Annotated in this window: 23 protein-coding genes and 1 rRNA gene; 10 read left to right on the top strand and 14 right to left on the bottom strand. The window is 58.9% G+C overall.

The features are described from left to right. Window positions 1–159: 159 nt before the first annotated feature. Window positions 160–1371: a sodium/glutamate symporter gene (gene gltS, locus M6G53_RS23125; RefSeq protein ID WP_038872558.1), complete on the bottom strand. Its 1212-nt coding sequence runs from the start codon at window positions 1369–1371 to the stop codon at window positions 160–162. Between the two features lie 240 nt (window positions 1372–1611). On the opposite strand from gltS, the gene M6G53_RS23120 reads away from it, so the two are divergent. Continuing rightward, the gene (locus tag M6G53_RS23120) at window positions 1612–3012 is read left to right on the top strand and encodes a nucleobase:cation symporter-2 family protein (RefSeq protein WP_019452186.1); all 1401 of its coding nucleotides are present in this window, start codon (window positions 1612–1614) and stop codon (window positions 3010–3012) included. A gap of 128 nt (window positions 3013–3140) precedes the next feature. Next, window positions 3141–4802, top strand: coding sequence for an AsmA family protein (locus tag M6G53_RS23115; RefSeq protein ID WP_253334749.1), 1662 nt, complete (start codon window positions 3141–3143; stop codon window positions 4800–4802). Window positions 4803–4840: 38 nt separating this feature from the next. Here M6G53_RS23115 and fabY read toward each other — a convergent pair whose 3' ends face one another. The 5 genes from fabY to typA all read right to left on the bottom strand — a co-directional run bounded on the left by fabY (window position 4841) and on the right by typA (window position 9769). Then, complete coding sequence (fabY, locus tag M6G53_RS23110) at window positions 4841–5788, bottom strand: fatty acid biosynthesis protein FabY (protein ID WP_253334748.1); 948 nt, start codon at window positions 5786–5788, stop codon at window positions 4841–4843. A 21-nt stretch (window positions 5789–5809) separates the two neighbouring features. After that, on the bottom strand, window positions 5810–6247 hold the full coding sequence (dtd, locus tag M6G53_RS23105) for a D-aminoacyl-tRNA deacylase (RefSeq protein WP_025304712.1): 438 nt from the start codon (window positions 6245–6247) through the stop codon (window positions 5810–5812). After that, window positions 6244–7137, bottom strand: a complete 894-nt coding sequence (locus M6G53_RS23100; protein ID WP_049201866.1) for a virulence factor BrkB family protein — start codon at window positions 7135–7137, stop codon at window positions 6244–6246. Before M6G53_RS23100 ends, dtd begins: the two co-directional genes overlap by 4 nt. Window positions 7138–7188: 51 nt before the next feature. Further along, complete coding sequence (gene yihX, locus M6G53_RS23095) at window positions 7189–7779, bottom strand: glucose-1-phosphatase (RefSeq protein ID WP_253334746.1); 591 nt, start codon at window positions 7777–7779, stop codon at window positions 7189–7191. Between the two features lie 166 nt (window positions 7780–7945). Beyond that, the gene (gene typA, locus M6G53_RS23090; RefSeq protein WP_004931243.1) at window positions 7946–9769 is read right to left on the bottom strand and encodes a ribosome-dependent GTPase TypA; all 1824 of its coding nucleotides are present in this window, start codon (window positions 9767–9769) and stop codon (window positions 7946–7948) included. Window positions 9770–10139: 370 nt separating this feature from the next. Here typA and glnA point away from each other — a divergent pair, with 370 nt between their 5' ends. The 4 genes from glnA (at window position 10140) to M6G53_RS23070 (ending at window position 14448) form a co-directional block, all read left to right on the top strand. Beyond that, the gene (gene glnA, locus M6G53_RS23085) at window positions 10140–11549 is read left to right on the top strand and encodes a glutamate--ammonia ligase (protein WP_019452181.1); all 1410 of its coding nucleotides are present in this window, start codon (window positions 10140–10142) and stop codon (window positions 11547–11549) included. A gap of 193 nt (window positions 11550–11742) precedes the next feature. Continuing rightward, window positions 11743–12792, top strand: a complete 1050-nt coding sequence (glnL, locus tag M6G53_RS23080) for a nitrogen regulation protein NR(II) (protein WP_004931246.1) — start codon at window positions 11743–11745, stop codon at window positions 12790–12792. Between the two features lie 8 nt (window positions 12793–12800). Continuing rightward, window positions 12801–14213, top strand: coding sequence for a nitrogen regulation protein NR(I) (gene glnG / locus M6G53_RS23075; protein ID WP_253334744.1), 1413 nt, complete (start codon window positions 12801–12803; stop codon window positions 14211–14213). 112 nt (window positions 14214–14325) lie between these two features. After that, a complete protein-coding gene (locus M6G53_RS23070; protein ID WP_015379453.1) occupies window positions 14326–14448 on the top strand; it encodes a YshB family small membrane protein in 123 nt (40 codons plus the stop codon). Window positions 14449–14482: 34 nt separating this feature from the next. Here M6G53_RS23070 and hemN read toward each other — a convergent pair whose 3' ends face one another. Beyond that, complete coding sequence (gene hemN, locus M6G53_RS23065) at window positions 14483–15856, bottom strand: oxygen-independent coproporphyrinogen III oxidase (RefSeq protein WP_253334742.1); 1374 nt, start codon at window positions 15854–15856, stop codon at window positions 14483–14485. A gap of 182 nt (window positions 15857–16038) precedes the next feature. After that, on the bottom strand, window positions 16039–16578 hold the full coding sequence (yihI, locus tag M6G53_RS23060; protein WP_253334740.1) for a Der GTPase-activating protein YihI: 540 nt from the start codon (window positions 16576–16578) through the stop codon (window positions 16039–16041). 734 nt (window positions 16579–17312) lie between these two features. Between yihI and yihA the strand changes: the two genes are divergently transcribed. Beyond that, window positions 17313–17957 (top strand): ribosome biogenesis GTP-binding protein YihA/YsxC, encoded by a 645-nt coding sequence (gene yihA, locus M6G53_RS23055; protein ID WP_197781704.1) that lies wholly within the window; start codon window positions 17313–17315, stop codon window positions 17955–17957. Between the two features lie 277 nt (window positions 17958–18234). Here the strand turns inward: yihA and spfP are convergent, their stop codons facing one another. Both spfP and polA read right to left on the bottom strand, forming a co-directional pair. Continuing rightward, window positions 18235–18282, bottom strand: coding sequence for a small protein SpfP (gene spfP, locus M6G53_RS25745; RefSeq protein ID WP_071892919.1), 48 nt, complete (start codon window positions 18280–18282; stop codon window positions 18235–18237). A gap of 191 nt (window positions 18283–18473) precedes the next feature. Continuing rightward, window positions 18474–21272 carry a DNA polymerase I gene (gene polA, locus M6G53_RS23050; protein ID WP_253334739.1) on the bottom strand — a complete coding sequence of 933 codons (2799 nt, stop codon included), beginning with the start codon at window positions 21270–21272 and terminating at the stop codon, window positions 18474–18476. Between the two features lie 497 nt (window positions 21273–21769). Between polA and yihG the strand changes: the two genes are divergently transcribed. Then, entirely contained in the window at window positions 21770–22666 is an 897-nt protein-coding gene (gene yihG, locus M6G53_RS23045) for a 1-acylglycerol-3-phosphate O-acyltransferase, YihG family (RefSeq protein ID WP_253334738.1), read from the top strand. 42 nt (window positions 22667–22708) lie between these two features. Here the strand turns inward: yihG and dsbA are convergent, their stop codons facing one another. From dsbA to M6G53_RS23030, 3 genes are all read right to left on the bottom strand, one after another. Next, window positions 22709–23332 (bottom strand): thiol:disulfide interchange protein DsbA, encoded by a 624-nt coding sequence (gene dsbA, locus M6G53_RS23040; RefSeq protein WP_253334737.1) that lies wholly within the window; start codon window positions 23330–23332, stop codon window positions 22709–22711. A 29-nt stretch (window positions 23333–23361) separates the two neighbouring features. Beyond that, window positions 23362–24348, bottom strand: coding sequence for a serine/threonine protein kinase (locus tag M6G53_RS23035; RefSeq protein ID WP_253334736.1), 987 nt, complete (start codon window positions 24346–24348; stop codon window positions 23362–23364). A 94-nt stretch (window positions 24349–24442) separates the two neighbouring features. Next, entirely contained in the window at window positions 24443–24712 is a 270-nt protein-coding gene (locus M6G53_RS23030) for a YihD family protein (RefSeq protein WP_033638631.1), read from the bottom strand. Between the two features lie 148 nt (window positions 24713–24860). Between M6G53_RS23030 and mobA the strand changes: the two genes are divergently transcribed. Together mobA and mobB are read left to right on the top strand one after the other, a co-directional pair. After that, window positions 24861–25451 carry a molybdenum cofactor guanylyltransferase MobA gene (gene mobA, locus M6G53_RS23025; protein WP_253334735.1) on the top strand — a complete coding sequence of 197 codons (591 nt, stop codon included), beginning with the start codon at window positions 24861–24863 and terminating at the stop codon, window positions 25449–25451. Beyond that, complete coding sequence (mobB, locus tag M6G53_RS23020; RefSeq protein ID WP_253334731.1) at window positions 25448–25966, top strand: molybdopterin-guanine dinucleotide biosynthesis protein MobB; 519 nt, start codon at window positions 25448–25450, stop codon at window positions 25964–25966. The genes mobA and mobB overlap by 4 nt, the downstream gene beginning before the upstream one ends. A gap of 325 nt (window positions 25967–26291) precedes the next feature. On the opposite strand, the gene rrf is transcribed toward mobB, so the two are convergent. Continuing rightward, window positions 26292–26373, bottom strand: a 5S ribosomal RNA gene (gene rrf, locus M6G53_RS25680); the annotation flags it as partial.

Raw genomic sequence — 26373 nt, 5'->3', positions numbered from 1 at the left:
GACAGTAAACGCACGGGTCGAGTGGGATGGGAGAGATTATGGGAAGGATGGTTCAAACTGCAAACCATCCTTGAGGGTTATCTGCTGGCCAAGTCTCTCGAGCAAGAGATCTGATCAAGAGACAGGCCGCAGGCGCCCTTTTCGTGATGACTCGCGATATCACCCCACCGCCGGGAACACCGGCAGCAGCAGATACAGCTTGATGACGATGGCATTGGCGATATCGATAAAGAACGCCCCCACCATCGGCACCACCAAAAACGCCACGTGCGAAGGGCCGAAGCGATCGGTGATCGCCTGCATGTTGGCGATCGCCGTCGGCGTGGCGCCCATGCCGAAGCCGCAGTGGCCGGCGGCCAGCACCGCCGCGTCGTAGTTTTTACCCATCACCCGGTAGGTAACGAAGATCGCATACAGCGCCATGACCAGCGTCTGCACCGCCAGGATCGCCAGCATCGGCAGCGCCAGCGAGGCCAGCTCCCACAGACGCAGGCTCATCAGTGCCATCGCCAGGAACAGCGACAGGCTGACGTTGCCCAGCACCGATACCGCCCGCTCGAACACGGTATAGAAACCGGTGAAGGCCAGCGTGTTGCTGAGGATCACCCCGACGAACAGCACGCAAACGAAGTTCGGCAGTTCAAACACCGTACCGCTCAGCAGGCCGGCAATCAGCTGCCCCAGGCTTAGGCAGATGGCGATCATGGCGATGGTTTCGATCATTACCAGCGAGGTGATCAGGCGGCCGCTTTCCGGCTTCTCGAAGCCGCTCGGCTGCACGCTGTCTTCCGGGGTGCCTTCCGGCGTGGAGGAGTGCTTGACCAGATAGCGCGCCACCGGGCCGCCGATCAGGCCGCCCAGCACCAGCCCGAAGGTGGCGCAGGCCATGGCGACTTCCGTCGCGTTTTCAAAACCGTAGCGCTCGATGAACAGCTTGCTCCAGGCCGCCCCGGTACCATGCCCGCCCGACAGGGTGATCGACCCGGCGATCAGGCCCATCAGCGGATCCAGCCCCAGCATTTTCGCCATGCCGATGCCGATGGCGTTCTGCACGATAAGCAACCCCAGCACCACGAACAGGAACACCACCAGCACCTTGCCGCCGGCGCGCAAACGCGCCAGGTTGGCGTTCAGGCCGATGGTGGCGAAGAAGGCCAGCATCAGCGGGTCCTTCAGCGACATGTCAAAACTGATTTCCCAGTTGACGAGCTTTTTCAGGGCTAACAGCAGGAGGGCCACCAGCAAACCGCCGGCGACGGGAGCAGGAATGGTATATTTTCGCAGCAGAGGAATGGTTCTGACGCACTTGCCCCCGAGGAGCAAAACCAGCGTCGCCGCGACTAACGTGCCATAAGTATCAAGATGAAACATCCAGGTACTCCATGTAAGGAAAAAGATCCAAATAAAAATAATAAGTTATAGAAAACCACTGAGTTTTTAAACTTGATGAGTGCAGGATTAGAAGTAAAAAACGCTGAGATGACAAGAAAAAATGAATGAAAATGCGACATAAACGAGAAAGTCGGCAACATAATATTTACGCGCAACCGTTTGCTTTTGCGGGGCGGCGCATTAAAATGCCTGCTTTGCCGTATCTGGAAACGCCACACCATGAGCATGTCATCCTCCGAGCTTGATGCCGCGCGCCAAGCCGCCTCAGAACCCCGCGCCAGTGAACTGATTTATCGCCTGGAAGATCGCCCGCCGCTGCCACAAACGCTGTTTGCCGCCGGCCAGCATCTGCTGGCGATGTTCGTCGCGGTGATCACTCCGGCCCTGCTGATCTGCCAGGCGCTGGGTCTGCCGGCACAGGATACCCAGCACATTATCAGCATGTCGCTGTTCGCCTCCGGTCTGGCTTCCATTCTGCAAATCAAAACCTGGGGGCCGGTGGGTTCCGGGCTGCTGTCGATTCAGGGCACCAGCTTCAACTTCGTTTCGCCACTGATCATGGGCGGTCTGGCGCTGAAAAACGGCGGCGCCGACGTGCCGACCATGATGGCCGCGCTGTTCGGCACCCTGATGGTCGCTTCCTGCACCGAAATTTTGCTGTCGCGCGTGCTGCATCTGGCGCGCCGCATCATCACCCCGCTGGTTTCCGGCATCGTGGTGATGATCATCGGCCTGTCGCTGATTCAGGTCGGCCTGACCTCGATCGGCGGCGGCTACGCCGCGATGAACGATCACAGCTTCGGCTCGCCGAAAAACCTGCTGCTGGCCGGCGCAGTGTTGGCGGTGATCATCCTGCTGAACCGCCAGCGCAACCCTTACCTGCGCGTGGCTTCGCTGGTGATCGCCATGGCGGTCGGCTATCTGTTGGCCTGGGCGATGGACATGCTGCCCGCCGACGCACCGGCGGCCCCCACGGCGGCGATCACCATCCCCACGCCGCTCTATTACGGCCTGGGCTTCGACTGGAACCTGCTGCTGCCGCTGATGCTGATCTTTATGGTCACCTCGCTGGAAACCATCGGTGACATCACCGCCACCTCCGACGTCTCCGAACAGCCGGTCAGCGGGCCGCTGTACATGAAGCGCCTGAAGGGCGGCGTGCTGGCCAACGGCCTGAACTCGATGCTGTCGGCGGTGTTCAACACCTTCCCCAACTCCTGCTTCGGCCAGAACAACGGCGTGATCCAGCTGACCGGCGTCGCCAGCCGCTACGTCGGCTTCGTGGTGGCGCTGATGCTGATCGCGCTGGGGCTGTTCCCGGCGGTGGCCGGCTTCGTACAGCACATTCCCGAGCCGGTCCTGGGCGGCGCAACCATCGTGATGTTCGGCACCATCGCCGCCTCCGGCGTGCGCATCGTGTCGCGCGAGCGTCTGAACCGCCGCGCCATCATGATCATGGCGCTGTCGCTGGCCGTCGGCATGGGCGTCTCCCAGCAGCCGCTGATCCTGCAGTTCGCGCCGGACTGGCTGAAAACCCTGCTCTCTTCCGGCATCGCCGCCGGCGGCATTACCGCCATCGTGCTGAATCTGGTGTTCCCGCAGGAACACGAGAAAAAGTAACCCGTCCATTGACGTTCAAACGGCCGCTTGCGGCCGTTTTTTATTGTCTATCAGACCATTGCCCTTGAGATGCCCGGCCAATTGCGGCATAAACAGGGTATCTTTTTTGACCGATGCGGATGTAGACGATGAAATTTATCGGAAAGCTGTTGCTGACGTTGCTGCTGCTGATCGTGTTGGCGGTGGTGGTGCTGTACCTGGTGGGGCAAACCCGCTGGGCGGCAGGCCGCCTGAGCGCCTGGATCAGCGACAACAGCGAATACCGCCTGTCGATAGGAAAAATCACCCATTCGTGGAGCCAGCCGGACCAGATCGCTCTGGAAGACGTGCAGCTGGCGCGCAACGGCCAGCCGCAGGCGCTGGTCGCCAAACGCGTCGATCTCGGCCTCAGCCTGCGCCAAATCACCGAACCGCGCTATTTCCACAGCGTTACGCTGCGCGACGGCACGCTGAACGTGCAGCCGCAGGCGGCGGCGCTGCCCGTACAGGCCGACGTGCTGCAGCTGAGCAACATGGCGCTGCAGTCCAACGATAACGAGTGGCAGCTCAACGCGCAGCAGGTCACTGCCGGCATCACGCCGTGGCACCCGCTGGCCGGCCATCTGCTGGGGGACAACAACCAGTTCCAGTTCAGCGCCGGCTCGATGACGCTGAACGGCATCCCCGCCTCGAAGGTGTTGGTGCAGGGGGAGCAGAAACAGGGCCAGCTGCTGTTGAACAACTTCGGTGCCGATCTGGCGCAGGGCGACCTGACCGGCGTGGCCAGCCGCGCCGCCGACGGCAGCTGGCAGGTGGATCGCCTGCGGCTGAGCGGCGTGCGTATGCAAACCCCGTTGACGCTGGCGGAATTCATGCAGCGCTTTACCACGCTGCCGCCGGTCACCCTCAAGCGTTTCGATCTGATCGATGCGCGCCTGGAAGGCAAGACATGGGCGTTTAACGATCTCGATCTGTCGCTGCAGAACGTCAGCGTCGAAAAAGGCGACTGGCGCAGCGAAGACGGTTCGCTCAACGTCAACGCCGGCGACGTGATCAACGGCGGTTTCCACCTGATCGATCCGATCGCCACCCTGCGGCTCTCTTCCGCCGGCATCGCCATTCAGCAATTCACCACCCGCTGGGAAGGTGGCCTGCTGCGCACCTCCGGCAACTGGCTGCGCGCCGGCAAACGCTTGCAGCTGGATGAAGTGGCCATGGCGGCGCTGGAGTATACCCTGCCGATCGACTGGCGTGAGCTGTGGCTGAAACCGCTGCCGGACTGGCTGGCGGAGGTGTACATCACCAAACTGACCACCAACCGCAATCTGATCATCGATATCAACCCGGCGTTCCCGTTCCAGATCACCGCGCTGGACGGCTACGGCAGCAACCTGCTGCTGGCACGCGACCACCAGTGGGGCATCTGGTCCGGCTCGCTGAACCTGAACGGCAGCGAAGCCACTTTCAACAAGATAGACGTGCGGCGCCCTTCGCTGGCGCTGAACGCCGATGCCAACCAGATCGCCGTCACCGAGCTCAGCGCCTTCATGCCTAATGGGTTGCTGGAAGCCAAAGCGACCGTCGATCAGCTGCCGGGCAAGCCGTTCCAGCTAACGCTGCACGGCCGTTCGGTGCCGATCAACACCTTGCAGCAATGGGGATGGCAGCCGGTGCCGCTGACGGGCGACGGCAACCTTGAGCTGCAGTTGAAAGGGCTGCTGAACAGCGACGGGCCGTTCAAAGCCTCGTTGAAGGGCACTCTGCAGGCCACCGCCGGCGAGGGCCAGGCGGTGAACCAACAACTGCCGTAATGCACTGCGCGGCCCGCCCTCAGGGCAGGGCCGCCGTCTTACTCTTCCAACGCTTCAGAGCCGCCCTGATCCAGCGGCACATCCGGCTCGGCCGGCAACACCATGTAGGTGCCTTCGAACACCGCGCCTTTATCCTCGTCGCCGAACAGATGCACTTCGGCGTGTACGCGCGCGCGGCGGCCGCGCGCCAGACGCGCCAAATCGCCGCTCAGCGAGCCGAGATCCGCCACCGCCCGCGGCCTGCCGGTGATCGGTTTGCTGTAGCGAATGTGCGCGTCCGCCAGAATGATGGTGCCGCCGAGATGGCGCTCGCGCAGCAGCAGCCAAATCAGCCCCCAGGCGGTCAGCGTCGCCAGCGAGAACAGGCTGCCGGCGAACAGCGTATGGTGTGGATTCTGGTTGCCGATTTCCGGCATGGTGGTGACGAAGCGCTGGCCGGTGTATTGGCTGATGCGCACGCCCATCTTTTCGCTCAGCGGGATGTGTTCATACCATGCCTGCTGCAATTGGCCGCACCAGTCGGGGCGATGCAGGATATCGTCCAGCGTCGCCACCGGTTTGATCATCAAAAAGTGTCGGATCGGCGTGGTCTGCGGCGCGGTGATCTCCCCCTGATTGACGAATCCCAGCTTGGCGAAGAAATCCACCGCGTCCTCACGGGCGCTGCACACCACCCGCTTCACGCCTTCCTGCCGCGCAACGGACTCCAGCGTCATCGCCACCAGCGTCCCCAGACCTTTATCCTGCAGCGTCGGGTCTACCGCCATAAAACGGATCGCCGCCTCGTTGTCGGCATTGATGTACAGCCGCCCAACGGCGACGATTTTACCGGCTTCGTCCACCACCATTTGGTGATGGGCCATGGCGTCATAGGCATCCTTTTCCGAACCCACCGGCTGATGCAGCGGCTTACGCAGCATTTCCCAGCGAAACTGATAATACTCCTGCAGTTCTTGCTCTGTTACGGGTACTCGTAGGTGATACATAGACGCCTGTTCTCCGAATGCTTAGACCTGTAGCCAGAATGTCACCGGACCATCGTTGACCAGCGCCACCTGCATGTCGGCGGCGAACTCGCCGGTCTGGGTCTCTACGCCGCGTTCGCGGCACTGACCAACAAAATATTGATACAACCGATCGGCTTCCTGCGGCGCAGCGCCGCGCGAGAAGCTGGGCCGCATGCCCTTCTGGGTATCCGCCGCCAGGGTGAACTGGGAAACGACCAGCACGCTGCCCCCGGCCTGCTGGACGTTGAGATTCATCTTGTCGTTCTCGTCGCCGAAAATGCGGTATCCCAACACGCGTTCGCACAGGCGCTGCGCTTTTTGCTCGTTATCGCCCTGCTCTACGCCCAATAACACTAACAAACCGGGGCCAATCTTACCTACCGTCTCGCCACCCACCGTGACGCTGGCGTTTAACACCCGTTGAATCAACGCAATCATTCCTGCTGCCCTTCTGGTTTCTGTTCCTGTTGCTCCGCCTTCTGCCGGCGGTAGTCGCGGTATTCGCCGATGGTCACGGTGATTTCCGCGCCGAGTAACACGATACACCAGCTCCAGTAGACCCACAGGAATAAAATCGGGATCACCGCCAGCACGCCGTAAATCAGCTGATAGGAGGGGAACATGGTGACGTACAGCGCAAATCCCTTCTTGCCCAGCTCAAACAGCAACCCGGCCACCACTGCGCCAATCAGCGCGTCTTTGGGCGGCACCCGCACCGTCGGTACGATGCAATACAGCAGCCAGAAGGAGATGCACGACAAAATCAGCGGGAAGATGCGCAGCACCTGATCCACCAAGCCGTTGACACCGGTCTGCGCCAACCAGTTGAGCGACAGCAGGTAAGAGCTGATGGCCATGCTGGCCCCCACCAGCAGCGGCCCCAGCGTCAGCACCATCCAGTACACGGCGAAGGAGAAGACGATCGGCCGCTTGTTCTTGCTGCGCCAGATGGTGTTCAGCACGCTGTCCACCGAGGAGATCAACAGCAGCGCGGTGACGATCAGCCCGCAGGTGCCGACGGCGGTCATCTTGTTGGAGTTGGCGACGAACTGTTCCAGGTAATTCTGGATCACGTTGCCGGCGGCCGGCACGAAGTTGGAAAAAATAAAGCTCTTCAGCTGCTCGCTGATGTCGGAGAACATCGGGAAAGCGGCGAACAGGGCGAACACCACGGTGACCAGCGGCACCAGCGACAGCAGGGAAACATAGGCGAGATGGCCCGCCAACATCGTCAGGCCATCATGATCGATACGCTGGTACAGCAGCCGTCCGAAGGTGACGCCGGGCTTAATCGCAGAGGGCAGCTTCTTGCGGCGGAAAAACGACATGGTCACTCCTTGATGTCAGTTGATACGCCTTAAGCTTAACGCGCCCTGCGCTCATTGAGCAAAGTAGGCCGGCACCACGTCGCGATCGATGACGTGCACCGCCTTGATCCCCAGCGCCTGCGCAGCGGCGACGTTCGCCGGGTGATCGTCGAAGAACACCGCATCGGCGGCGTCGACGTTTTCCACGGCCAACACGTGTTGGTAGATGTCTGCTTCCGGCTTGCGCATGCCGAGATCTTGCGACAGATAGAGATGATCGGCGGCGGCGGCCACTTCAGGATAGTGTTGCGGCCAGTAGTTGCAGTGCAAACGGTTGGTGTTCGACAGCACCACCACCCGGTGGCCTTCGTTGCGCAGACGCTGCATGATGTCGATCACTTCCGGGCGCAGCGCCACGAATACCGCTTGCCAGCCGGTGGCGAACTGCTCGAAGCTGAGCGCGATGCCCATTTCATCGCACAGTTTGCCGGCGAAGTCTTCATCGCTGATTTCACCGCGCTCATGTTGCTGGAACACCTCACCCATCGCGAAACGATCGGACAGCACCGCCAACGGCGTGCCGCTCAAATTGCTCCACACGCCCAGCACACGCTTGAAATCGATATCGACGATCACATTACCTAAATCAAAGATATACAGCATAGTCCTCTCCTGATGGGCCGGTGAGATTTCACTGTAGCGGGAAAAAGAACAGCTGAACAGGGAGCGAACGGAAAAGCGCAGAGCGCGCCGCACAAACGGGGAACAACAGAGGAAAAAACTCAGGGCGCGAGAACCGCGCCCTAAGCATGGGACACTCAATCAGCGATTAAGCGTCTTTAGGACCGCGGCTGGCACGCTTACGATCGTTTTCCGTCAGGTGACGCTTACGGATACGGATCGAGGTTGGCGTCACTTCTACCAGTTCGTCGTCATCGATGAACTCCAGAGCTTGCTCCAGGGTCATTTTGATGGCCGGAACCAGGGTAGTCGCTTCGTCAGTACCGGAAGCACGCATGTTGGTCAGCTTCTTACCGGTCAGGCAGTTTACGGTCAGGTCGTTAGAGCGTGAGTGAATACCGATGATCTGGCCTTCATACACTTCCGCACCGTGGCCCAGGAACAGCTTGCCGCGATCCTGCAGGCCGAACAGCGCGAACGCGACCGCTTTGCCCTGGCCGTTGGAGATCAGCACGCCGTTCTGACGCTGGCCCACTTCGCCCGGACGCACGTCGTCGTAGTGGCTGAAGGTGGAGTACAGCAGGCCGGTACCCGAAGTCATGGTCATGAATTCGTTACGGAAGCCGATCAGACCGCGGCTTGGGATCACGTAGTCGAGACGCACGCGGCCCTTACCGTCCGGATCCATGTTTTTCAGGTCGGCTTTACGCTCACCCATCGCCTGCATCACGGAACCCTGATGCTGCTCTTCGATATCCAGCGTTACGTTCTCGAATGGCTCCTGCTTGCGGCCATCGATTTCACGGAAGATAACTTTCGGACGGGAAACCGCCAGCTCGAAACCTTCGCGACGCATGTTTTCGATCAGCACCGACAGGTGCAGTTCGCCACGGCCGGATACGCGGAAGGCGTCCGCATCGTCGGTTTCTTCAACGCGCAGCGCTACGTTGTGTACCAGCTCTTTGTTCAGACGATCAAGGATCTGACGCGACGTCACGTACTTGCCTTCTTTACCGCAGAACGGCGAGGTGTTGACGTTGAAGAACATGGTTACGGTCGGTTCGTCGACGGACAGCGCCGGCAGCGCTTCTACGGCGTTGGTGTCGCAGATGGTGTCGGAGATGTTCAGCTCGCCCAGGCCGGTGATGGCGATGATGTCGCCCGCTTCCGCCAGGGTGCTGTCGATACGCTCCAGACCCAGGTGGCCCAGCACTTTGCCCACTTTACCGTTGCGAGTTTTACCTTCGCTGTCGATGATGGTGACCTGCTGGTTCGGCTTCACTTTACCGCGCTTGATGCGGCCGATGCCGATAACGCCCAGGTAGTTGTTGTAGTCCAACTGGGAGATCTGCATCTGGAATGGCGCTTCCAGCTCAACCTGTGGCGCAGACACGTGGTCGACGATCGCCTGATACAGCGGGGTCATGTCTTCCGCCATGTCGGTGTGGTCGACGCCGGCGATGCCGTTCAGCGCAGAAGCGTAGATGATCGGGAAGTCGAGCTGCTCGTCGGTCGCGTCGAGGTTCACGAACAGGTCGAACACCTGATCCACAACCCAGTCAGGGCGCGCGCCAGGACGGTCAACCTTGTTGATGACCACGATCGGCTTCAGACCGTTGGCGAAGGCCTTCTTGGTCACGAAGCGGGTTTGCGGCATAGGGCCATCCATTGCATCCACAACCAGCAGCACCGAGTCAACCATCGACATCACACGCTCTACCTCGCCGCCGAAGTCGGCGTGTCCCGGGGTATCCACGATGTTGATACGGTAACCGTTCCAATTAATGGCGGTGTTTTTTGCGAGGATGGTAATCCCACGCTCTTTCTCCAAATCGTTGGAGTCCATTACGCGTTCGGTGGCTTCCGCACGCTCTCCGAAAGTACCGGATTGTTGCAGCAGCTTATCAACCAGGGTGGTTTTACCATGGTCAACGTGGGCAATAATGGCGATGTTACGCAAATTTTCGATCACAGCTTTGCCTCGGGCATTAGAAATAGCGCGCTATTGTACACGTATTAAGCGAGGGACTAAACAAGATCACAACCATCTCTTATAAACAACCGCGTACCGGTCAGTTTGTGATCCCTTTCACGGTGCAAAAAGCCGCAATCGTTGCACTTTTGCACCATTTCGGTGCCCACGCCCACCCTTATTGCACCATAACAGTGCAATTTATCGTTGATGGTGCATACTGTGGCTGGGTAAAACCCGCGCAGAGAGGCGATAAAAGCCTTTTCTAAAAGTTGGCACGCTTTTCGCTTTAGTCTTTTCAAGGCGAAAAAAAGCCAGTTCCACAGATTCGTTCCACGACGACGACAATGATAAACCGGGAGAGTTAAGTATGTCCGCTGAACACGTTTTGACGATGCTGAATGAGCATGAAGTGAAATTCGTAGACCTGCGTTTCACTGACACCAAGGGTAAGGAACAGCACGTGACTATCCCGGCTCACCAAGTAAACGCCGACTTCTTCGAAGAAGGTAAAATGTTTGACGGCTCCTCTATCGGTGGTTGGAAGGGCATCAACGAATCTGACATGGTGCTGATGCCGGACGCCAGCACAGCGGTTCTGGATCCGTTCTTCGAAGAACCTACGCTGATCATTCGCTGCGACATTCTCGAGCCGGGCACCATGCAAGGCTACGATCGCGACCCGCGCTCCATCTCCAAGCGTGCCGAAGACTTCCTGCGCTCCTCCGGCATCGCGGATACCGTGCTGTTCGGGCCAGAGCCTGAGTTCTTCCTGTTCGACGACATCCGCTTCGGCAGCAGCATCCGCGGTTCCCACGTGGCCATCGACGACATCGAAGGCGCCTGGAACTCCGGTACAAAATACGACGGCGGCAACAAAGGCCACCGTCCGGCGGTGAAAGGCGGTTACTTCCCGGTTCCGCCGGTCGACTCTTCGCAGGATCTGCGTTCCACCATGTGTCTGACCATGGAAGAGATGGGCCTGGTGGTTGAAGCGCACCACCACGAAGTGGCAACCGCCGGTCAGAACGAAGTGGCAACCCGCTTCAACACCATGACCAAGAAAGCCGACGAAATTCAGATCTACAAATACGTGGTGCACAACGTGGCGCACGCCTTCGGCAAAACCGCGACCTTCATGCCGAAGCCTATGTTCGGCGACAACGGTTCCGGCATGCACTGCCACATGTCGCTGTCCAAGAACGGCACCAACCTGTTCGCCGGCGACAAATACGGCGGCCTGTCTGAAACCGCGCTGTTCTACATCGGCGGCATCATCAAGCACGCCAAAGCGATCAACGCCCTGGCCAACCCGACCACCAACTCGTACAAACGTCTGGTGCCAGGCTACGAAGCGCCGGTGATGCTGGCTTACTCCGCCCGTAACCGCTCCGCGTCCATCCGCATCCCGGTGGTCTCCAGCCCGAAAGCGCGCCGCATCGAAGCCCGCTTCCCGGATCCGGCGGCTAACCCCTACCTGTGCTTCGCCGCGCTGCTGATGGCCGGCCTGGACGGCATCATCAACAAGATCCACCCTGGCGACGCCATGGACAAAAACCTGTACGACCTGCCGCCGGAAGAAGAAGCCGAGATCCCAAAAGTGGCCGGTTCGCTGGACGAGGCGATGGCCGCACTGAACGAAGACCGCGAGTTCCTGACCCGCGGCGGCGTGTTCACCGACGATGCGATCGATGCCTACATCGAACTGCGCAAAGAAGAAATGGACCGCGTTCGCATGACGCCACACCCGGTTGAGTTCGAACTGTACTACAGCGTCTAAGCCCTACCCGCGCCGTCTGCACAGGCGGACGGCGCCCACATTTTTGTTATCGCTTTTTTGTTGCCGTGGAAACTTTCAGCCCATCTTCGGATGGGTTTTTTTCTCCACCGTATTTTCTGCAAAACTATTCCATACCGCGCCGATCCCGGATGGAGTAGGATAGATGCACTAAAAAGGTGCAGGAGTCTGCTGTATGGCAACTGGCAAGCTGCCCGATGCTGGGCAGATCCTCAATTCACTCATCAACAGCATCCTGCTGTTGGATGACTCACTGGCGGTTCACTACGCCAACCCGGCGGCACAGCAGCTGCTGGCGCAAAGCTCCCGCAAGCTGTTCGGCACGCCGCTGCCCGATTTGCTCGGTTATTTTTCGCTGAACGTCTCTTTGATGCGCGAAAGCCTGCGCGCCGGTCAGGGCTTCACCGACAACGAAGTGACCCTGGTGGTCGACGGCCGTGCGCACATCCTTTCCCTGACCGCTCAGGCGCTGCCGGAAGGCTATATCCTGGTCGAGCTGGCGCCGATGGACAATCAGCGCCGCCTGAGCCAGGAACAGCTGCAGCATGCCCAACAGGTAGCCGCCCGCGATCTGGTACGCGGTTTGGCACACGAGATTAAGAACCCGCTGGGCGGCCTGCGCGGCGCGGCGCAGCTGCTGGCCAAGGCGCTGCCCGATCCGGCGCTGACCGAATACACCAAGGTGATCATCGAGCAGGCCGATCGGCTGCGCAATCTGGTGGATCGCCTGCTCGGCCCACAGCGGCCCGGCCAGCACATTACCCAGAGCATTCATCAGGTCGCGGAGCGCGTCTGCCAGCTGGTGTCGCTGGAAATGCCGGATAACGTCACGCTGGTGCGCGACTACGATCCGAGCCTGCCGGAAATGGCCCACGACCCGGATCAGATTGAACAGGTGCTGCTGAACATCACCCGCAACGCGCTGCAGGCGCTGGGCGAGGCGGGCGGCACCATCACGCTGCGCACCCGCACCGCGTTTCAGATTACGTTGCACGGCACCCGCTACCGCCTGGCGGCGCGCATCGACGTCGAAGACGACGGCCCCGGCGTACCGGCGCAGCTGCAGGACACGCTGTTCTACCCGATGGTCAGCGGCCGTGAAGGCGGTACCGGCCTGGGATTATCCATCGCCCGCAATCTTATCGATCAGCATTGCGGAAAAATTGAATTCAACAGTTGGCCAGGTCATACCGAATTCTCGGTCTACCTGCCCATTCGCCAGTGAGGTTTGCTATGCAACGAGGGATAGTCTGGATCGTCGATGACGATAGCTCCATCCGCTGGGTGCTTGAGCGCGCGCTCACCGGCGCGGGCCTGAGCTGCGCCACCTTCGAAGGCGGCAATGACGTGCTGGAAGCCTTGGCCACGCAAACCCCCGACGTGCTGCTGTCCGATATCCGCATGCCGGGTATAGACGGCCTGGCGCTGCTCAAGCAGATCAAACAGCGCCATCCGATGCTGCCGGTGATCATCATGACCGCGCATTCGGATTTGGACGCCGCCGTCAGCGCCTATCAGCAAGGGGCCTTCGACTACCTGCCGAAGCCGTTCGACATCGACGAAGCGGTAGCGCTGGTCGAGCGCGCCATCAGCCATTATCAGGAGCAGCAACAGCCGGTGCGCAGCCAGCCGGCCAGCGATCCGGCGGCGGACATCATCGGCGAAGCGCCGGCGATGCAGGACGTGTTTCGCATCATCGGCCGGTTGTCGCGTTCGTCGATCAGCGTGTTGATCAACGGCGAATCCGGCACCGGCAAGGAGCTGGTGGCACATGCGCTGCACCGCCACAGCCCGCGCGCCAAGTCGCCGTTCATCGCCCTGAACATGGCCGCCATCCCCAAGGATTTGATCGAGTCCGAGCTGTTCGGCCACGAGAAAGGCGCCTTCACCGGCGCGAACCAAATTCGTCAGGGCCGTTTTGAACAGGCCGACGGCGGCACGCTGTTCCTCGACGAGATCGGCGATATGCCGCTCGACGTGCAAACGCGCCTGCTGCGGGTGCTGGCGGACGGCCAGTTCTACCGGGTCGGCGGCTATGCGCCGGTGAAGGTTGACGTGCGCATCATCGCCGCCACGCACCAGAACCTGGAGCTGCGGGTACAGGAAGGCAAGTTCCGCGAGGATCTGTTCCACCGCCTGAACGTGATCCGCGTACACCTGCCGCCGCTGCGCGAGCGCCGTGAAGACATCCCGCGGCTGGCGCGCCACTTCCTGCAGATCGCCGCCAAAGAGTTAGGCGTCGAGGCCAAGAACCTGCACCCGGAAACCGAAACCGCGCTGACCCGCCTGCCCTGGCCGGGCAACGTGCGCCAGCTGGAGAACACCTGCCGCTGGCTGACGGTGATGGCCGCCGGGCAGGAAGTGCTGATCCAGGATCTGCCGGGTGAGCTGTTTGAAACCACCGCGCCGGAAAGCCCCAGCCACAGTCTGCCGGACAGCTGGGCCACGCTGCTGGCGCAGTGGGCCGATCGCGCGCTGCGTTCCGGTCATCAAAACCTGCTGTCGGAAGCGCAGCCGGAAATGGAGCGCACGCTGCTCACCACCGCGCTGCGCCACACCCAGGGGCACAAACAGGAAGCCGCGCGCCTGCTGGGCTGGGGGCGCAATACCCTGACCCGCAAGCTCAAAGAGCTGGGCATGGAATAGGAGCGAGGTGGATGATGAAAAACGCAGTCCGGCGCACAAAAAAACGCCAACCGCAGGCTTTACAGCCGGTGCAGGCGCAGTATGATCGTGTCGCACACTCTGGAGGTTGACGATGCTGGACTCATTCATCGTGTTCATTTCTCAGGGCGCGGAGCTGGGCTCCGCTGCCAGCCACACCCCGCAGGCGGCGGTTGCCGCGGTGTTGTGCGCCGCGCTGATTAACTTCTTCAGTTAAAAAAACAGCCGCATCAGCGGCTGTTTTTTCATCCTCAGATCACCCGTGAGAATTGCTGGCTGCGCGCCTGTTGCCGCAGATAGCGGTCGAAACACATGCAGATATTGCGGATCAGCAAGCGCCCGCGCGGCGTGACGCGAATGCCCTGCTCGTCGCGCTCCACCAGCCCATCGCGTTCAAACGGCGCCAGCAGCTGCAGGTCTTCGGCGAAGTAAGCGGTGAAATCGATGCCGTATTGCCGTTCGAGCGGCGGATACGCCAAGCGGAAGTTGCAGATCAGGGTTTTGATCAGATCGCGCCGCAGGCAATCGTCGTCCGTCAGCGCCAGCCCGCGCCACAGCGCGTTACCCCGCGTCTGTACGCTGCCATAGTAATGCTTCAGCTCTTTCTGGTTCTGCGCATAGCTGTCGCCGAGCATGCTGATGGCCGACACGCCCAGCCCCAGCAGATCGCTGTCGCCCTGGGTGGTATAGCCCTGGAAATTGCGATGCAGCTTGCCTGCGCGTTGGGCGATGGCCAGCTCGTCGTCCGGGCGCGCAAAGTGATCCATGCCGATAAACTGATAGCCGGCATCGGTCAGGAAAGCGATGCTCTGCTGCAGGATATCCAGCTTCTGCTGCGCGCCCGGCAGGTCGGCGTCTTTGATTTTGCGCTGGGCGGCGAACAAGTTCGGCATATGCGCGTAGTTGAACACGCTGAGGCGATCGGGATTCAGCTCAGCCACCCGCTGCAGCGTAAAAGCGAAGCTTTCCGGCGTCTGTTTCGGCAGGCCGTAGATCAGATCGATATTGGTCGAACGGAAGCCCAGCGCTTTGGCCCGCTCTATCAGGGCGAAGATAAAGGCCTCGTCCTGCTCACGGTTGACCAGCTGCTGCACCTGCTTGTTGAAATCCTGCACCCCCATGCTCAGGCGGTTAAAGCCTTCGGCGCGTAAATGATCGAGCACATCCAGCTCTATCTCGCGCGGATCGATCTCGATCGACATCTCCGCATCGGGCAGGAAATCAAAATGTTCGCGCAGCAGCGCCACCAGCCGGCTGATTTGCGCTTTATCCAGGTAGGTCGGCGTACCGCCGCCCCAGTGCATCTGGCCGACCTTACGGCCGGCGAACAGCGGTGCACGGCTGGCGATCTCTTGCGCCAAAACGTTCAGGTATTCGTCGGCCTTGTGCGTCTGGCGCGTCACCAGCTTGTTGCAGCCGCAGAAGTAGCACAGCTTATGACAGAAAGGGATATGCACATACAGCGACAGCGGCCGCTCAGGGTAACGCGCAGCGGCGCGTTGAAACGCCGCTTCGTCGTAGCGCTGGTTAAACTCCAGCGCCGTGGGGTATGAAGTATAACGCGGCCCTGAGTAGTTATATTTTTGGATCAGGGCCAAATCCCAGACAATCGTCTGCTCTGACATGCTCACTCCTTCCGATATCTTTTTCTACCGGGCCGGGAGAGGGGCGGTTGTCTGCGCTGTCTGGCCACGGAAGCGCTGCGAAAACGCGCTTTGCGCCTAGACAGCCGCCATAGTTTACCGAATAACCACAGCAGATAACACATCAAGAGTAGGGCTATTGTCGGGATTAGCCACATAGCGCGTTAAAAGGCGTCTTTCGGATTGCCGCCTTTCAGCAGCTTCAGAATATCTTCCTGCTTTTCTTCTTCTTCGTCGTCGTCTTCGCCCAGTTCGATGCCCAGCACGTCCATCAACACATCGATGCGATCCAGCGTCTTGTCGACATACGCCTGCTCTTGCGCGTTCAGCGTTTCGCCGTCGTCGATGCGATCCAGCAGCGCGTTCAGACGCTCGTCATTTTCCAGCTTCGCCAGCTCCTCTTCCGGCGACAGGCGCGGTTTCGCTTCGGCCTTTGGCTTCGGCTGCGGTTTGGCCTTCACGTTGGTTTCGTCGACCACCAGCGCCACCGGCACTTTACTGCCGATACGCGGATCTTTGGCTGCTGCCGCCGCTTTGTTTTTCTGGCTGCCGGACTCAACCTGGGTGCGCGAACCGGAAGCGAGGCCACGGCGCTTTTTCAGGCGTTTACGCTCGCGCGCTTCCTGATCGAGCTCCATACGGCTTTTCTTTTTCGTTTTTGACTTCGCCGCGCTGCCGCGAGGTGCTTTTGATGGCTGGTTCATAGCGTGTGCTCTTAGGTATGTAGATTCAGTATAGAATTGCGGCGGAATCTAGCAGAAAGCGGGCAAAGAAAAAAGGCGGCAGGTTAAACCTGCCGCCTATTTCGCACCTTCTCGCGAAGGGTATTCCTGTTACGCGCTCCTTGCGCACATGCAACATCCCGGTTTTTCCCTCTGCTATAACCGCATTCCCTGCCACTAGGTCCTTCATCCTGAAAGAAAAATCGTCCATGGCGCAATCCATTCGCATCCGCTCTTCCCGAGCGCGCCTCCTGCTGGCATCCACACTGCCGCTACTTCACCATCCGATGTGCCCACCGCCTATTCCGCTGCGAAAGGGTCACTTCCTTTTGCGTTCGTCCTGGCACTCATTGCACGCCCTGTGCATTCCCTGAGATTTGTCACCCTTCCCGGATGTTCCCTAATCCTGCGCAACCCTGCGTTAACGACTACTTTACGTTATTGTTGCGCAGGCTCAAGGCACCTGACACCGATTTGGGCGAGATTTCCACACAACGAAAAAACAACATGTTGTTTTTAAAATAAAAACAGAAATATCACTTTCGAATAAAGCGACATTACCCGCGATTCGAATGGCAAATGTCTCACAACGCACGCTCGGCATAACTGTCGTTTTATCGCGTCTCGCCGCTTAAAAACCGAGAAACACGCCATTTTTACCGCTGATGCAGTTATAATCGCCAACCAGTTAGCCATCCTCACGGAGACGAAAAATTTTGACCAGCAAGAACTACAACTATCATGTGACCCATTTCGTCACCAGCGCACCCGATATTCGCCATCTGCCGGGGGATGCAGGAATTGAAGTCGCCTTTGCCGGCCGTTCCAACGCCGGGAAATCCAGCGCGCTGAATACCCTGACCAACCAAAAAAGCCTGGCGCGCACCAGTAAGACACCGGGGCGCACCCAGCTGATCAACCTGTTCGAAGTGGAAGACGGCATCCGCTTGGTCGACCTGCCGGGTTACGGCTACGCCGAAGTGCCGGAAGAGATGAAGCGCAAATGGCAGCGCGCGCTGGGCGAATACCTGCAGATGCGCAATAGCCTGAAAGGCCTGGTGGTGCTGATGGATATTCGCCATCCGCTGAAAGATCTCGACCAGCAGATGATCCAGTGGGCGGTCGACGTCGGCACGCCGGTGCTGCTGCTGCTGACCAAGGCCGACAAGCTGGCCTCCGGCGCTCGCAAGGCGCAGCTCAATATGGTGCGTGAAGCAGTGCTGCCGTTTATGGGTGATATCCAGGTAGAAGCCTTCTCGTCGCTGAAAAAGATCGGCGTCGACAAACTGCGCCAGAAGCTGGACACCTGGTTTAACGAGATCCCGCCGGAAGTGCTGCCGGAAGACGAAGCCGGCGAATAAGCCCCGGCCGAACGCCCGAGCCGATGCCTCACCGCATCGGCTTTTTTATGCTCGCCGATCGGCTGAAGGCGGGATTTTTCGTTATCTAATTACAGTTTTGAAATAAAGCCATCATAAAAACTTATCGCCAAGGCAGGCTTATCTCGCCGGATTAGGGCGTTGAAGGAGCGGAAGCGGGAACGGAAAGCGGTGCGGAGCGATAGGAAAAACGTATGGTTTGTTGCTGTTTTTACAATAAAAAACGCCCCAGTCAATACTGACTGGGGCGGCTAAATATTCAGCCAAATCCGATTACGTGAAGTAAAAGGTCTGAAAGATAGAACATCTTACCTCTGTACCCTACGCCTGTAACTCTACCTCATTTTTTCGCAGGGCAAAAGAATTTTTTGTAGTTTACTTACACAATTTGCGGCGCAAGAACGGCGAAGTTGGGGAAACTATCGCCGCATCTTGTAGCTTAATTACGAAAAGTGCTTAGGTTCTAGCCAGTTAGCGCATCCGGCGATAAAAAGGCGATCAGTGCGCCTCATCCCAGTTCATGCCGACGCCCACATCGACCTTCAGCGGCACCGCCAGCGTCATACTGCCTTCCATCAGTTGGCGGATACGTTGGCTGGCTTCTTCGATCACCGACTCGTGCACCTCAAACACCAATTCATCGTGCACCTGCATGATCGCGCGCACCAGCGGCTTCTCCTGCCCTTGCAGCCAGGCGTCGACCTCGATCATCGCACGCTTGATGATATCGGCCGCCGTACCCTGCATCGGGGCGTTGATGGCGGCACGTTCGGCCGCCTTGCGGCGCATGGCGTTGCTGGAGCGGACGTCCGGCAGGTACAGGCGGCGCCCGTCCAGCGTGCTGACATAGCCCTGCTCGGAAGCCTGCTGGCGGGTGCGCTCCATGTAGTCCAGCACGCCCGGGTAACGCTCGAAGTACAGATCCATATAGCGTTGGGCCTCCCCACGCGGGATCCCCAGCTGGCGCGCCAGGCCGAAGGCGCTCATGCCGTAAATCAGGCCGAAGTTAATCGCCTTGGCGCTGCGGCGCTGCTCGCCGGTCACTTTATCCAACGGCACGCCGAAGACTTCCGACGCCGTGGCGCGGTGAATGTCTTTCCCTTCGGCGAAGGCCTTCAGCAGCCCCTCATCCTGTGACAGATGCGCCATAATGCGCAGCTCGATCTGCGAGTAGTCGGCGGCGACGATGCGGTAACCTTCCGGTGCAATAAAGGCCTGGCGGATGCGCCGCCCTTCTTCGTTGCGCACCGGGATGTTCTGCAGGTTCGGATCGCTCGAGGAGAGACGGCCGGTGGCGGTCACCGCCTGATGGTACGAGGTATGCACCCGGCCGCTGACCGGATTGATCATCAGCGGCAGCTTGTCGGTATAGGTGGTCTTTAGCTTCGCCAGGCCGCGGTATTCCAGGATCACCTTCGGCAGCGGATAGTCCAGCGCCAGCTCGGCCAGCACCTCTTCATTGGTAGAAGGCGCCCCGCCCGGGGTTTTCTTCAGCACCGGCAGCTTTTGTTTTTCGTACAAGATAGCCTGCAGCTGCTTGGTCGACGCCAGGTTGAACGGCTCTTCCGCCAGCTCGTGGGCCTGCGCCTCCAGCTCGGCCAGACGCTTGGCCAGCTCCTGGGAGTGGGCCGACAAAATGGCCGGATCGATCAGCACCCCCGTGCGCTCGATATGCGACAGCACCGGCAGCAGCGGCATTTCAATCTCGTTGAACACCGTCAGCAGCTCCGCGCTCTGTTGCAGCTGCGGCCACATCGCCAGGTGCAGCTGCAGCGTAACGTCGGCGTCTTCGGCAGCGTAAGGCGCCGCCTGCTCCAGCGCGATCTGGTTGAACGTCAGCTGATTTTTGCCCTTGCCGGCGATCTCTTCGAAGGTGATGGTTTTGTGGCCCAGATAACGATCGGCCAGGCTGTCCATATCATGACGGCCGCCTACGCTGTCCAGCACATAGGACTCCAGCATGGTGTCATAGGCGATACCGCGCATCTCGATGCCGTAGCGCGCCAGCAGGCTCATGTCGAACTTCAGGTTTTGCCCGACCTTCAGCGCTTTATCGTCCTCCAGCAGCGGCTTGAGCGCTTCCAGCACGTAGGTGCGATCCAGCTGTGGCGGGGCATCCAGATAATCGTGCGCCACCGGCAAATAAGCCGCTTCACCCGGCGCGATCGCGAAGGACAGGCCGATCAGGTTGGCGGTCAGGGTATCCAGGCCGTCGGTTTCGGTATCGAAAGCAAACACCTCGGCCTTTTTCAGCCGTGCCAGCCAGTCGGTAAAGGTCGCTTCATCCAGGATGGTGACATACCCCTCCTGCGACAGCCTGGCCTCCGCCAGCGCTTTCGGCGCATCCGCGACGACGGCCGGTTTGGCGGCGCCGGCAGCTTTCGCGCCCGCGCCTTTCTTGTTTTCCAGCCATACGCCAGCTTCCACGTCCGCCAGCCAGCGTTTGAACTCGTACTGTTTGAACAGCTGTTGCAGCGCATCGACATCCGGCTCGGACACCGTCAGCTCCGCACAGGTCAGATCCAGCTCGACGTCGGTTTTGATCGTCGCCAGCTTATAGGAGAGGTACGCGACGTCTTTATTCTGCTCCAACTTGGCCGCCATGGTTTTGGCGCCGCGGAAGCTCAGCGTGGCGATGCTATCCAGATTGCCGTACAGCGCATCCAGCCCGCCGATGCCCTGCAGCAACGCCTGGGCAGTTTTCTCGCCCACGCCCGGCACGCCGGGGATGTTGTCCGATGAATCGCCCATCAGCGCCAGGAAATCGATGATCAGCGCCGGCGGAATGCCGTATTTGTCGCACACTTCCTGCGGGCCGAGGATCGTGTTGTTCATGGTGTTGATCAGGGTGACATTCGGCGTCACCAGCTGCGCCATGTCTTTGTCGCCGGTGCTGATCAGCACCGCGTGGCCGGCCTTTTCGGCCTCCAGCGCCAGCGTACCGATGACATCGTCCGCCTCAACGCCGGGCGTCACCAGCAGCGGCAGGCCCATCGCCTTGACCATACTGTGCAGCGGCTCGATCTGCGCGCGCAGATCGTCCGGCATCGGCGGCCGGTGCGACTTGTATTCGGCGAACAGCTCATCGCGGAAGGTCTTCCCTTTGGCATCAAACACCACGGCAACGTGGCTCGGTTGATACTGCAGCAGCAGACTGCGCAGCATATTCAGCACGCCATACATCGCGCCGGTCGGCTCGCCCGCCGAATTGGTCAGCGGCGGGAAGGCGTGATAAGCGCGGTAGAGGTAGGAGGAACCGTCAACCAGGATTAGTGGGTTTTCTGCAATCTGGGCCATAGCGTTTCTTTATCGTGATCGGACATAGGGCTAAGCATGCCATAGCTGGCCGCCGGAGACGAACCTTAGCGTGCATTGCGGGCGAAAATGATGAGATTGTGTGCGAGGATCCGCAAGATCTTACCTGTGGATAACTTTGTGCATAGAAAAGAGACCGAATTATAACGCTGCGATTATCGTTATAACGGCGAATAAAATTCCTATTTAAATCACCGCGTTAAAAGAACGAATTCCGGCGACGCTTTATTACTGGCTTTTATTGGATTTGTGGATATAACTTTCGCCGGATTTTAATCGCACTATTAATCAAATTCGACGCCTCAATTACCATAGCACAAGCTGGACAAGTTGCACAAAAACTCGGCAAATGGTTATCCAATGAGACGAAAAACAGTCATTTTTAGCGGCGCTTTACCCCGGCGATTTCTGTTAAAATATGTTTTTGTTCATGCGCTTCGGCATGCAACGATGTTCTCAACAACCGTCAGCCCATAACCATGCCAAGATTGTTAACGCCTGTTATCTTTATCATTTCCGTCATACTCACCATTCTGGTGACGGTGTTGTGCTCCATCCCGATTACGCTGGCCGGCATCGTGAAACTCCTGGTGCCCATTCCCGCCGTCTGGCGATATATCTCGGCCTTCGCCGATTTCATGATGTGGTGTTGGTGTCAGGGGCTGGCGCTGTTATTGCGCATTAACGGGCAATTGCGTTGGGATATTGAAGGGCTGGAAGGGCTGGATCGTAAAAACTGGTATCTGCTGATCAGCAACCACGAAAGTTGGTCGGACATTGTCGTATTGTGCGTGCTGTTCAGAAATCATATTCCGATGAATAAGTATTTCCTCAAGCAACAGCTAGCCTGGGTGCCTTTTGTCGGCCTGGCCTGCTGGGCACTGGATATGCCTTTCATGAAGCGTTACTCCCGCGCCTATTTGCTCAAGCACCCGGAGAAGCGCGGCAAGGATATCGAAACGACACGCCGTTCCTGCGAAAAATTTCGCCAGCGCCCGACCACCATCGTCAATTTTGTCGAGGGTTCGCGCTTCACGGAAGCCAAGAAAATTAAAAGCAATTCGCCGTATCGCAATTTGCTGGCACCCAAAGCCGCCGGCATTGCGTTTACGCTCAGCGCGCTGGGCAATCAGTTCGACAAAGTGTTGAACGTGACCCTGCTCTATCCGGAAAATAACCAGCATCCCTTTATGGATATGCTGTGTGGCCGGCTGACGCGTATCGTGGTGAGAATAGAAACGCTGCCGATCGATGAAACCCTGCACGGGGACTACTTCAACGACAAACAGTTCAAGCGGCGCTTCCAGCTATGGCTGAATACGCTATGGCAGGAAAAAGACCGCTTACTGGATAAATTGAAGCGGCAATACGGATAAAAAAACGCCGGCGATGCCGGCGTTTTTCATATTGCGTCAGGCTTATTTCTGCTGGCTGAGGAATTTAACCACGTCGGCGAACTGCTTCACGTAAGCATCCATCGAGCTGGTGTCCAGGCCATCGTTTTTCACCATGTATTTACCGTTCACAAATACCGCCGGCACGCCGCGCAGCTGCAGATCTTCCGCGGCTTTCTCCTGCTGAACCACCAGGGATTTCACCACGAAGCTGTTCCAGGCCGCATCATAATCAGCGGCGCTCACGCCCGCTTTCACGAAGACGTTACGGATATCGTCCGGCGTTTGCACGGTCTGGGTTTTCTGCACCGCTTCAAACATCAGCGGGCTCACCTTGTCTTCCACGCCCAGCGCCATCGCCACCGCCCAAGCCTGAGTCAGCTGTTTGCCCAGCGGCCCCAGGAACTCAACGTGGTACTTGGTCATTTTGGTGCCGGCAGGCAGCGCCTTTTTCACGTTCTCGGACACGTGATAAACCTGCTCGAACTGGTAGCAGTGCGGGCAGTAGAAAGAGAAGAACTCCAGCACCTGCGGCTCACCGGTCACCGGCTTGTCCAGGGTGACATACTGAGCGCCATCGCTAAACTGTGCCGCCGAGGCACTGAATGCCATCACCATGCCAACGAGCGCCAACCATATTTTTTTCATAAGACTAAACTCTCCATTGTGTTAAAGCTTCAATACATTGGCGTCAGCTGCAGAGGGGGCTCCTGTAACAGCTTAACCTGTTCGGTGAAGGCCGCAGTCTGAGACAACCAGAAATCAGACTCCGCCATCCACGGAAAACTCTTAGGGAAGGCCGGATCCTGCCAACGGCGGGCGACCCAGGCCAGGTAATACACCATGCGCATCGCCCGCAGCGGCTCAATCAACGCCAACTCACGCTGATCGAACTCGGCAAATTCGCCGTACGCCTCCAGCAAGACGTCCAGCTGCATCAACTGATCGCGCCGTTCGCCGTGCAGCAGCATCCACAAGTCCTGCACTGCCGGGCCATTACGCGCATCGTCAAGATCGACAAACAGCGGGCCGTCGCGCCACAGAATATTGCCCGGATGGCAATCACCGTGCAAACGGCGCGGCTGCCAGTTCAGATGCCAGTGCGGCTTGATCGCCGCAATCAGTTTATCCGTCGCCTGCAGAAACGCATCGCGCTGCGCCGCCGGCAACAGCTCGCAATCGGCCAGCGCCTGACGCGGGGCGGTGAGATACTCTTCAACCCCCATCGTCGGCCGCTCGGCGAACAAACGCTCACCGCCGACCTGATGGATGCGCCCCAGGAAACGGCCTACCCATTCCAACTGATCCAGGTTGTCTATCTCGTACTGCCGCCCGCCCACGCTGGGAAACAGCGCAAAGAAGAAACCAGCGTGCGTATGCAGCGTAGCGCCTTGCAGCGCCAGCGGTGCCACCGCCGGGATCTCCGCATTGGCCAGATCCAGAGCGAACTGGTGCTCCTCACCGATCTGCGCGGCGCTCCAGCGCTCCGGGCGGTAAAACTTCACCACGTAGCGCCGGCGATCTTCGTCCATAAACTGATAGACGCGGTTCTCGTAGCTGTTCAGCGCCGTCAGGCCGGAATCGACGCGCAGGCCAACCCCTTCCAGCGCGTCCATAATCAAATCGGGCGATAGGGTTTCGAAATTAAAAGCAGAGTTATTCATAACGTTTGTTTGCTGACAGCACGGTGCCGGGAATGAGAAATAGTAGCATTAATGGCGCGTTTCACGAGCTATGCTTTCTCGCACCGCACGAGAGTCAATCCTTGATAACGCCACGAGCGCGCAACAGCGCCGTTTTAAAATCTTCTTCGTAATCTTTCTTCAGGCCCGGGATCTGATCCGTGCCGGCGCTACCGCGCATTTTCAGGTGGTAAATAAGAATGTCGTCGCTCAGCTCGGACAACTCGCCCTGAAAACCCGCTTCCTGCGCCAGCTTTTGCAAAAACTGCATCAAATTGAGATCGGGATCTTCCTGCCAGGCCGGGTGCAACAGCTCGATCAACTCGTTTACGCGATGCGTTTTCATCTCAATATCGTCCAATAGCATGAATAAACTCACAAAGTAACAGGCTTACCCACTCAGTGAAAGAACCGGCTTGTCAATAAAGGTAAATCCTGATGTCACGCCGGCTTTAGCGCTACAATCAGCGCATCGACAAGGCGAGATAAACGAGATGCATAAAGAAATCAGCGGCGTAATTTTGGCCGGCGGGCGAGCCACACGTATGGGCGGTGAGGACAAAGGCCTGGTGTCGATTGGCGGTATCGCACTCTATCAGCATGTTCTGGCACGATTACGGCCGCAGGTGGCTTCCGTCGCCATCAGCGCCAATCGCCATCAGGCACGCTACCAGGCGAGCGGGCTGCCGGTGATTGGCGATCTGACGCCCGATTTCGCCGGGCCGTTGGCCGGCATGCTCGCCGGACTCAAGCAATCTCCCAACGAGTGGGTAGCCTTCGTCCCTTGTGACGTCCCCGACTTTCCCACCGACTTAGTCGCGCAACTCTGGCGGCGAAAAGGCGCGGCGCCGGCCGCCTTTGCCAGCGATGGCGAACGGGATCACCCTACGCTGGCGTTATTGCATACCCAAACAGCGCCGCAGCTGGCTGACTATCTGGCGCGGGGTGAACGCAAGCTAATGCTGTTCTTGCATCAGATTAACGCACAACGCGTGGTGTTCAGCGGGCAACAAGCGGCATTTCATAATCTGAATACGCCGGAAGACTGCCGGAATTGGCAGCAAGCACGCGAGCTAAAGAAATGAATCGTTCATTGCCCCCCTTGCTGGCCATCGGTGCCTATAGCGGAACGGGAAAAACCACCCTGCTCAAACAGCTGATCCCGATGCTGAAACAGCGCCAGGTAAGGGTTGGGCTGATAAAGCATACGCATCATGAGATGGATGTGGATACGCCGGGTAAAGACAGCTATGAGCTCCGCAAAGCGGGTGCCGACCAAACGCTGGTCGCCAGCGATCGCCGCTGGGCGTTAATGACCGAAACGCCGGAACAACAGCCTTTGGACCTGCGCTACCTGGCAGAACGTTTTGATGCAGAGAAGGTCGATGTGATTCTGGTGGAAGGGTTCAAACATGAGCCGGTCAGCAAGATCCTGCTTTATCGGGCCGAGATCGGCAGGCCGCTAGAAGACATGCTGGATCAGTTTGTCGTGGCGGTAGCCAGCGACCGGCCGCTATCCATCGCGGCTAAGCATTTGGATCTTAATCAACCGGAAAGCATCGCCGACTTTATTGTCGAGTGGTTGAAGGGCGCAGCGTAGCTGCGCTTTTTGCGTTTTACGCATAGCAAAAAACCCTGAACCGACGTTCAGGGCTTTCGGCTTTATTTGATGCCTGGCAGTTTATGGCGGGCGTCCTGCCCGCCCCCCTTCGGGCCGTTGCTTCGCAACGTTCAAATCCGCTCCCGGCGGATTTGTCCTACACAATTCGTCTCATCCTGAGACTCTCCCCTCCGGGGCCGCCGCACGCGGCGTTAAGGCCCGTTCCCGACGGGCCTTTCGCATGCCCATGCTCGTGCAGAACGCCAGATAACAGACAAAACAAAAAGCCCCATGCTTTCGCATGAGGCTTGTTGTTTTATTTGATGCCTGGCAGTGTCCTACTCTCGCATGGGGAGACCCCACACTACCATCGGCGCTACGGCGTTTCACTTCTGAGTTCGGCATGG

It is taken from the genome of Serratia nevei, assembly GCF_024160145.1.
GTDB lineage: Bacteria > Pseudomonadota > Gammaproteobacteria > Enterobacterales > Enterobacteriaceae > Serratia > Serratia nevei_A.
Note: the sequence above shows the minus strand (reverse complement) of the source record. Positions and strands in the feature narration are given on the sequence as shown.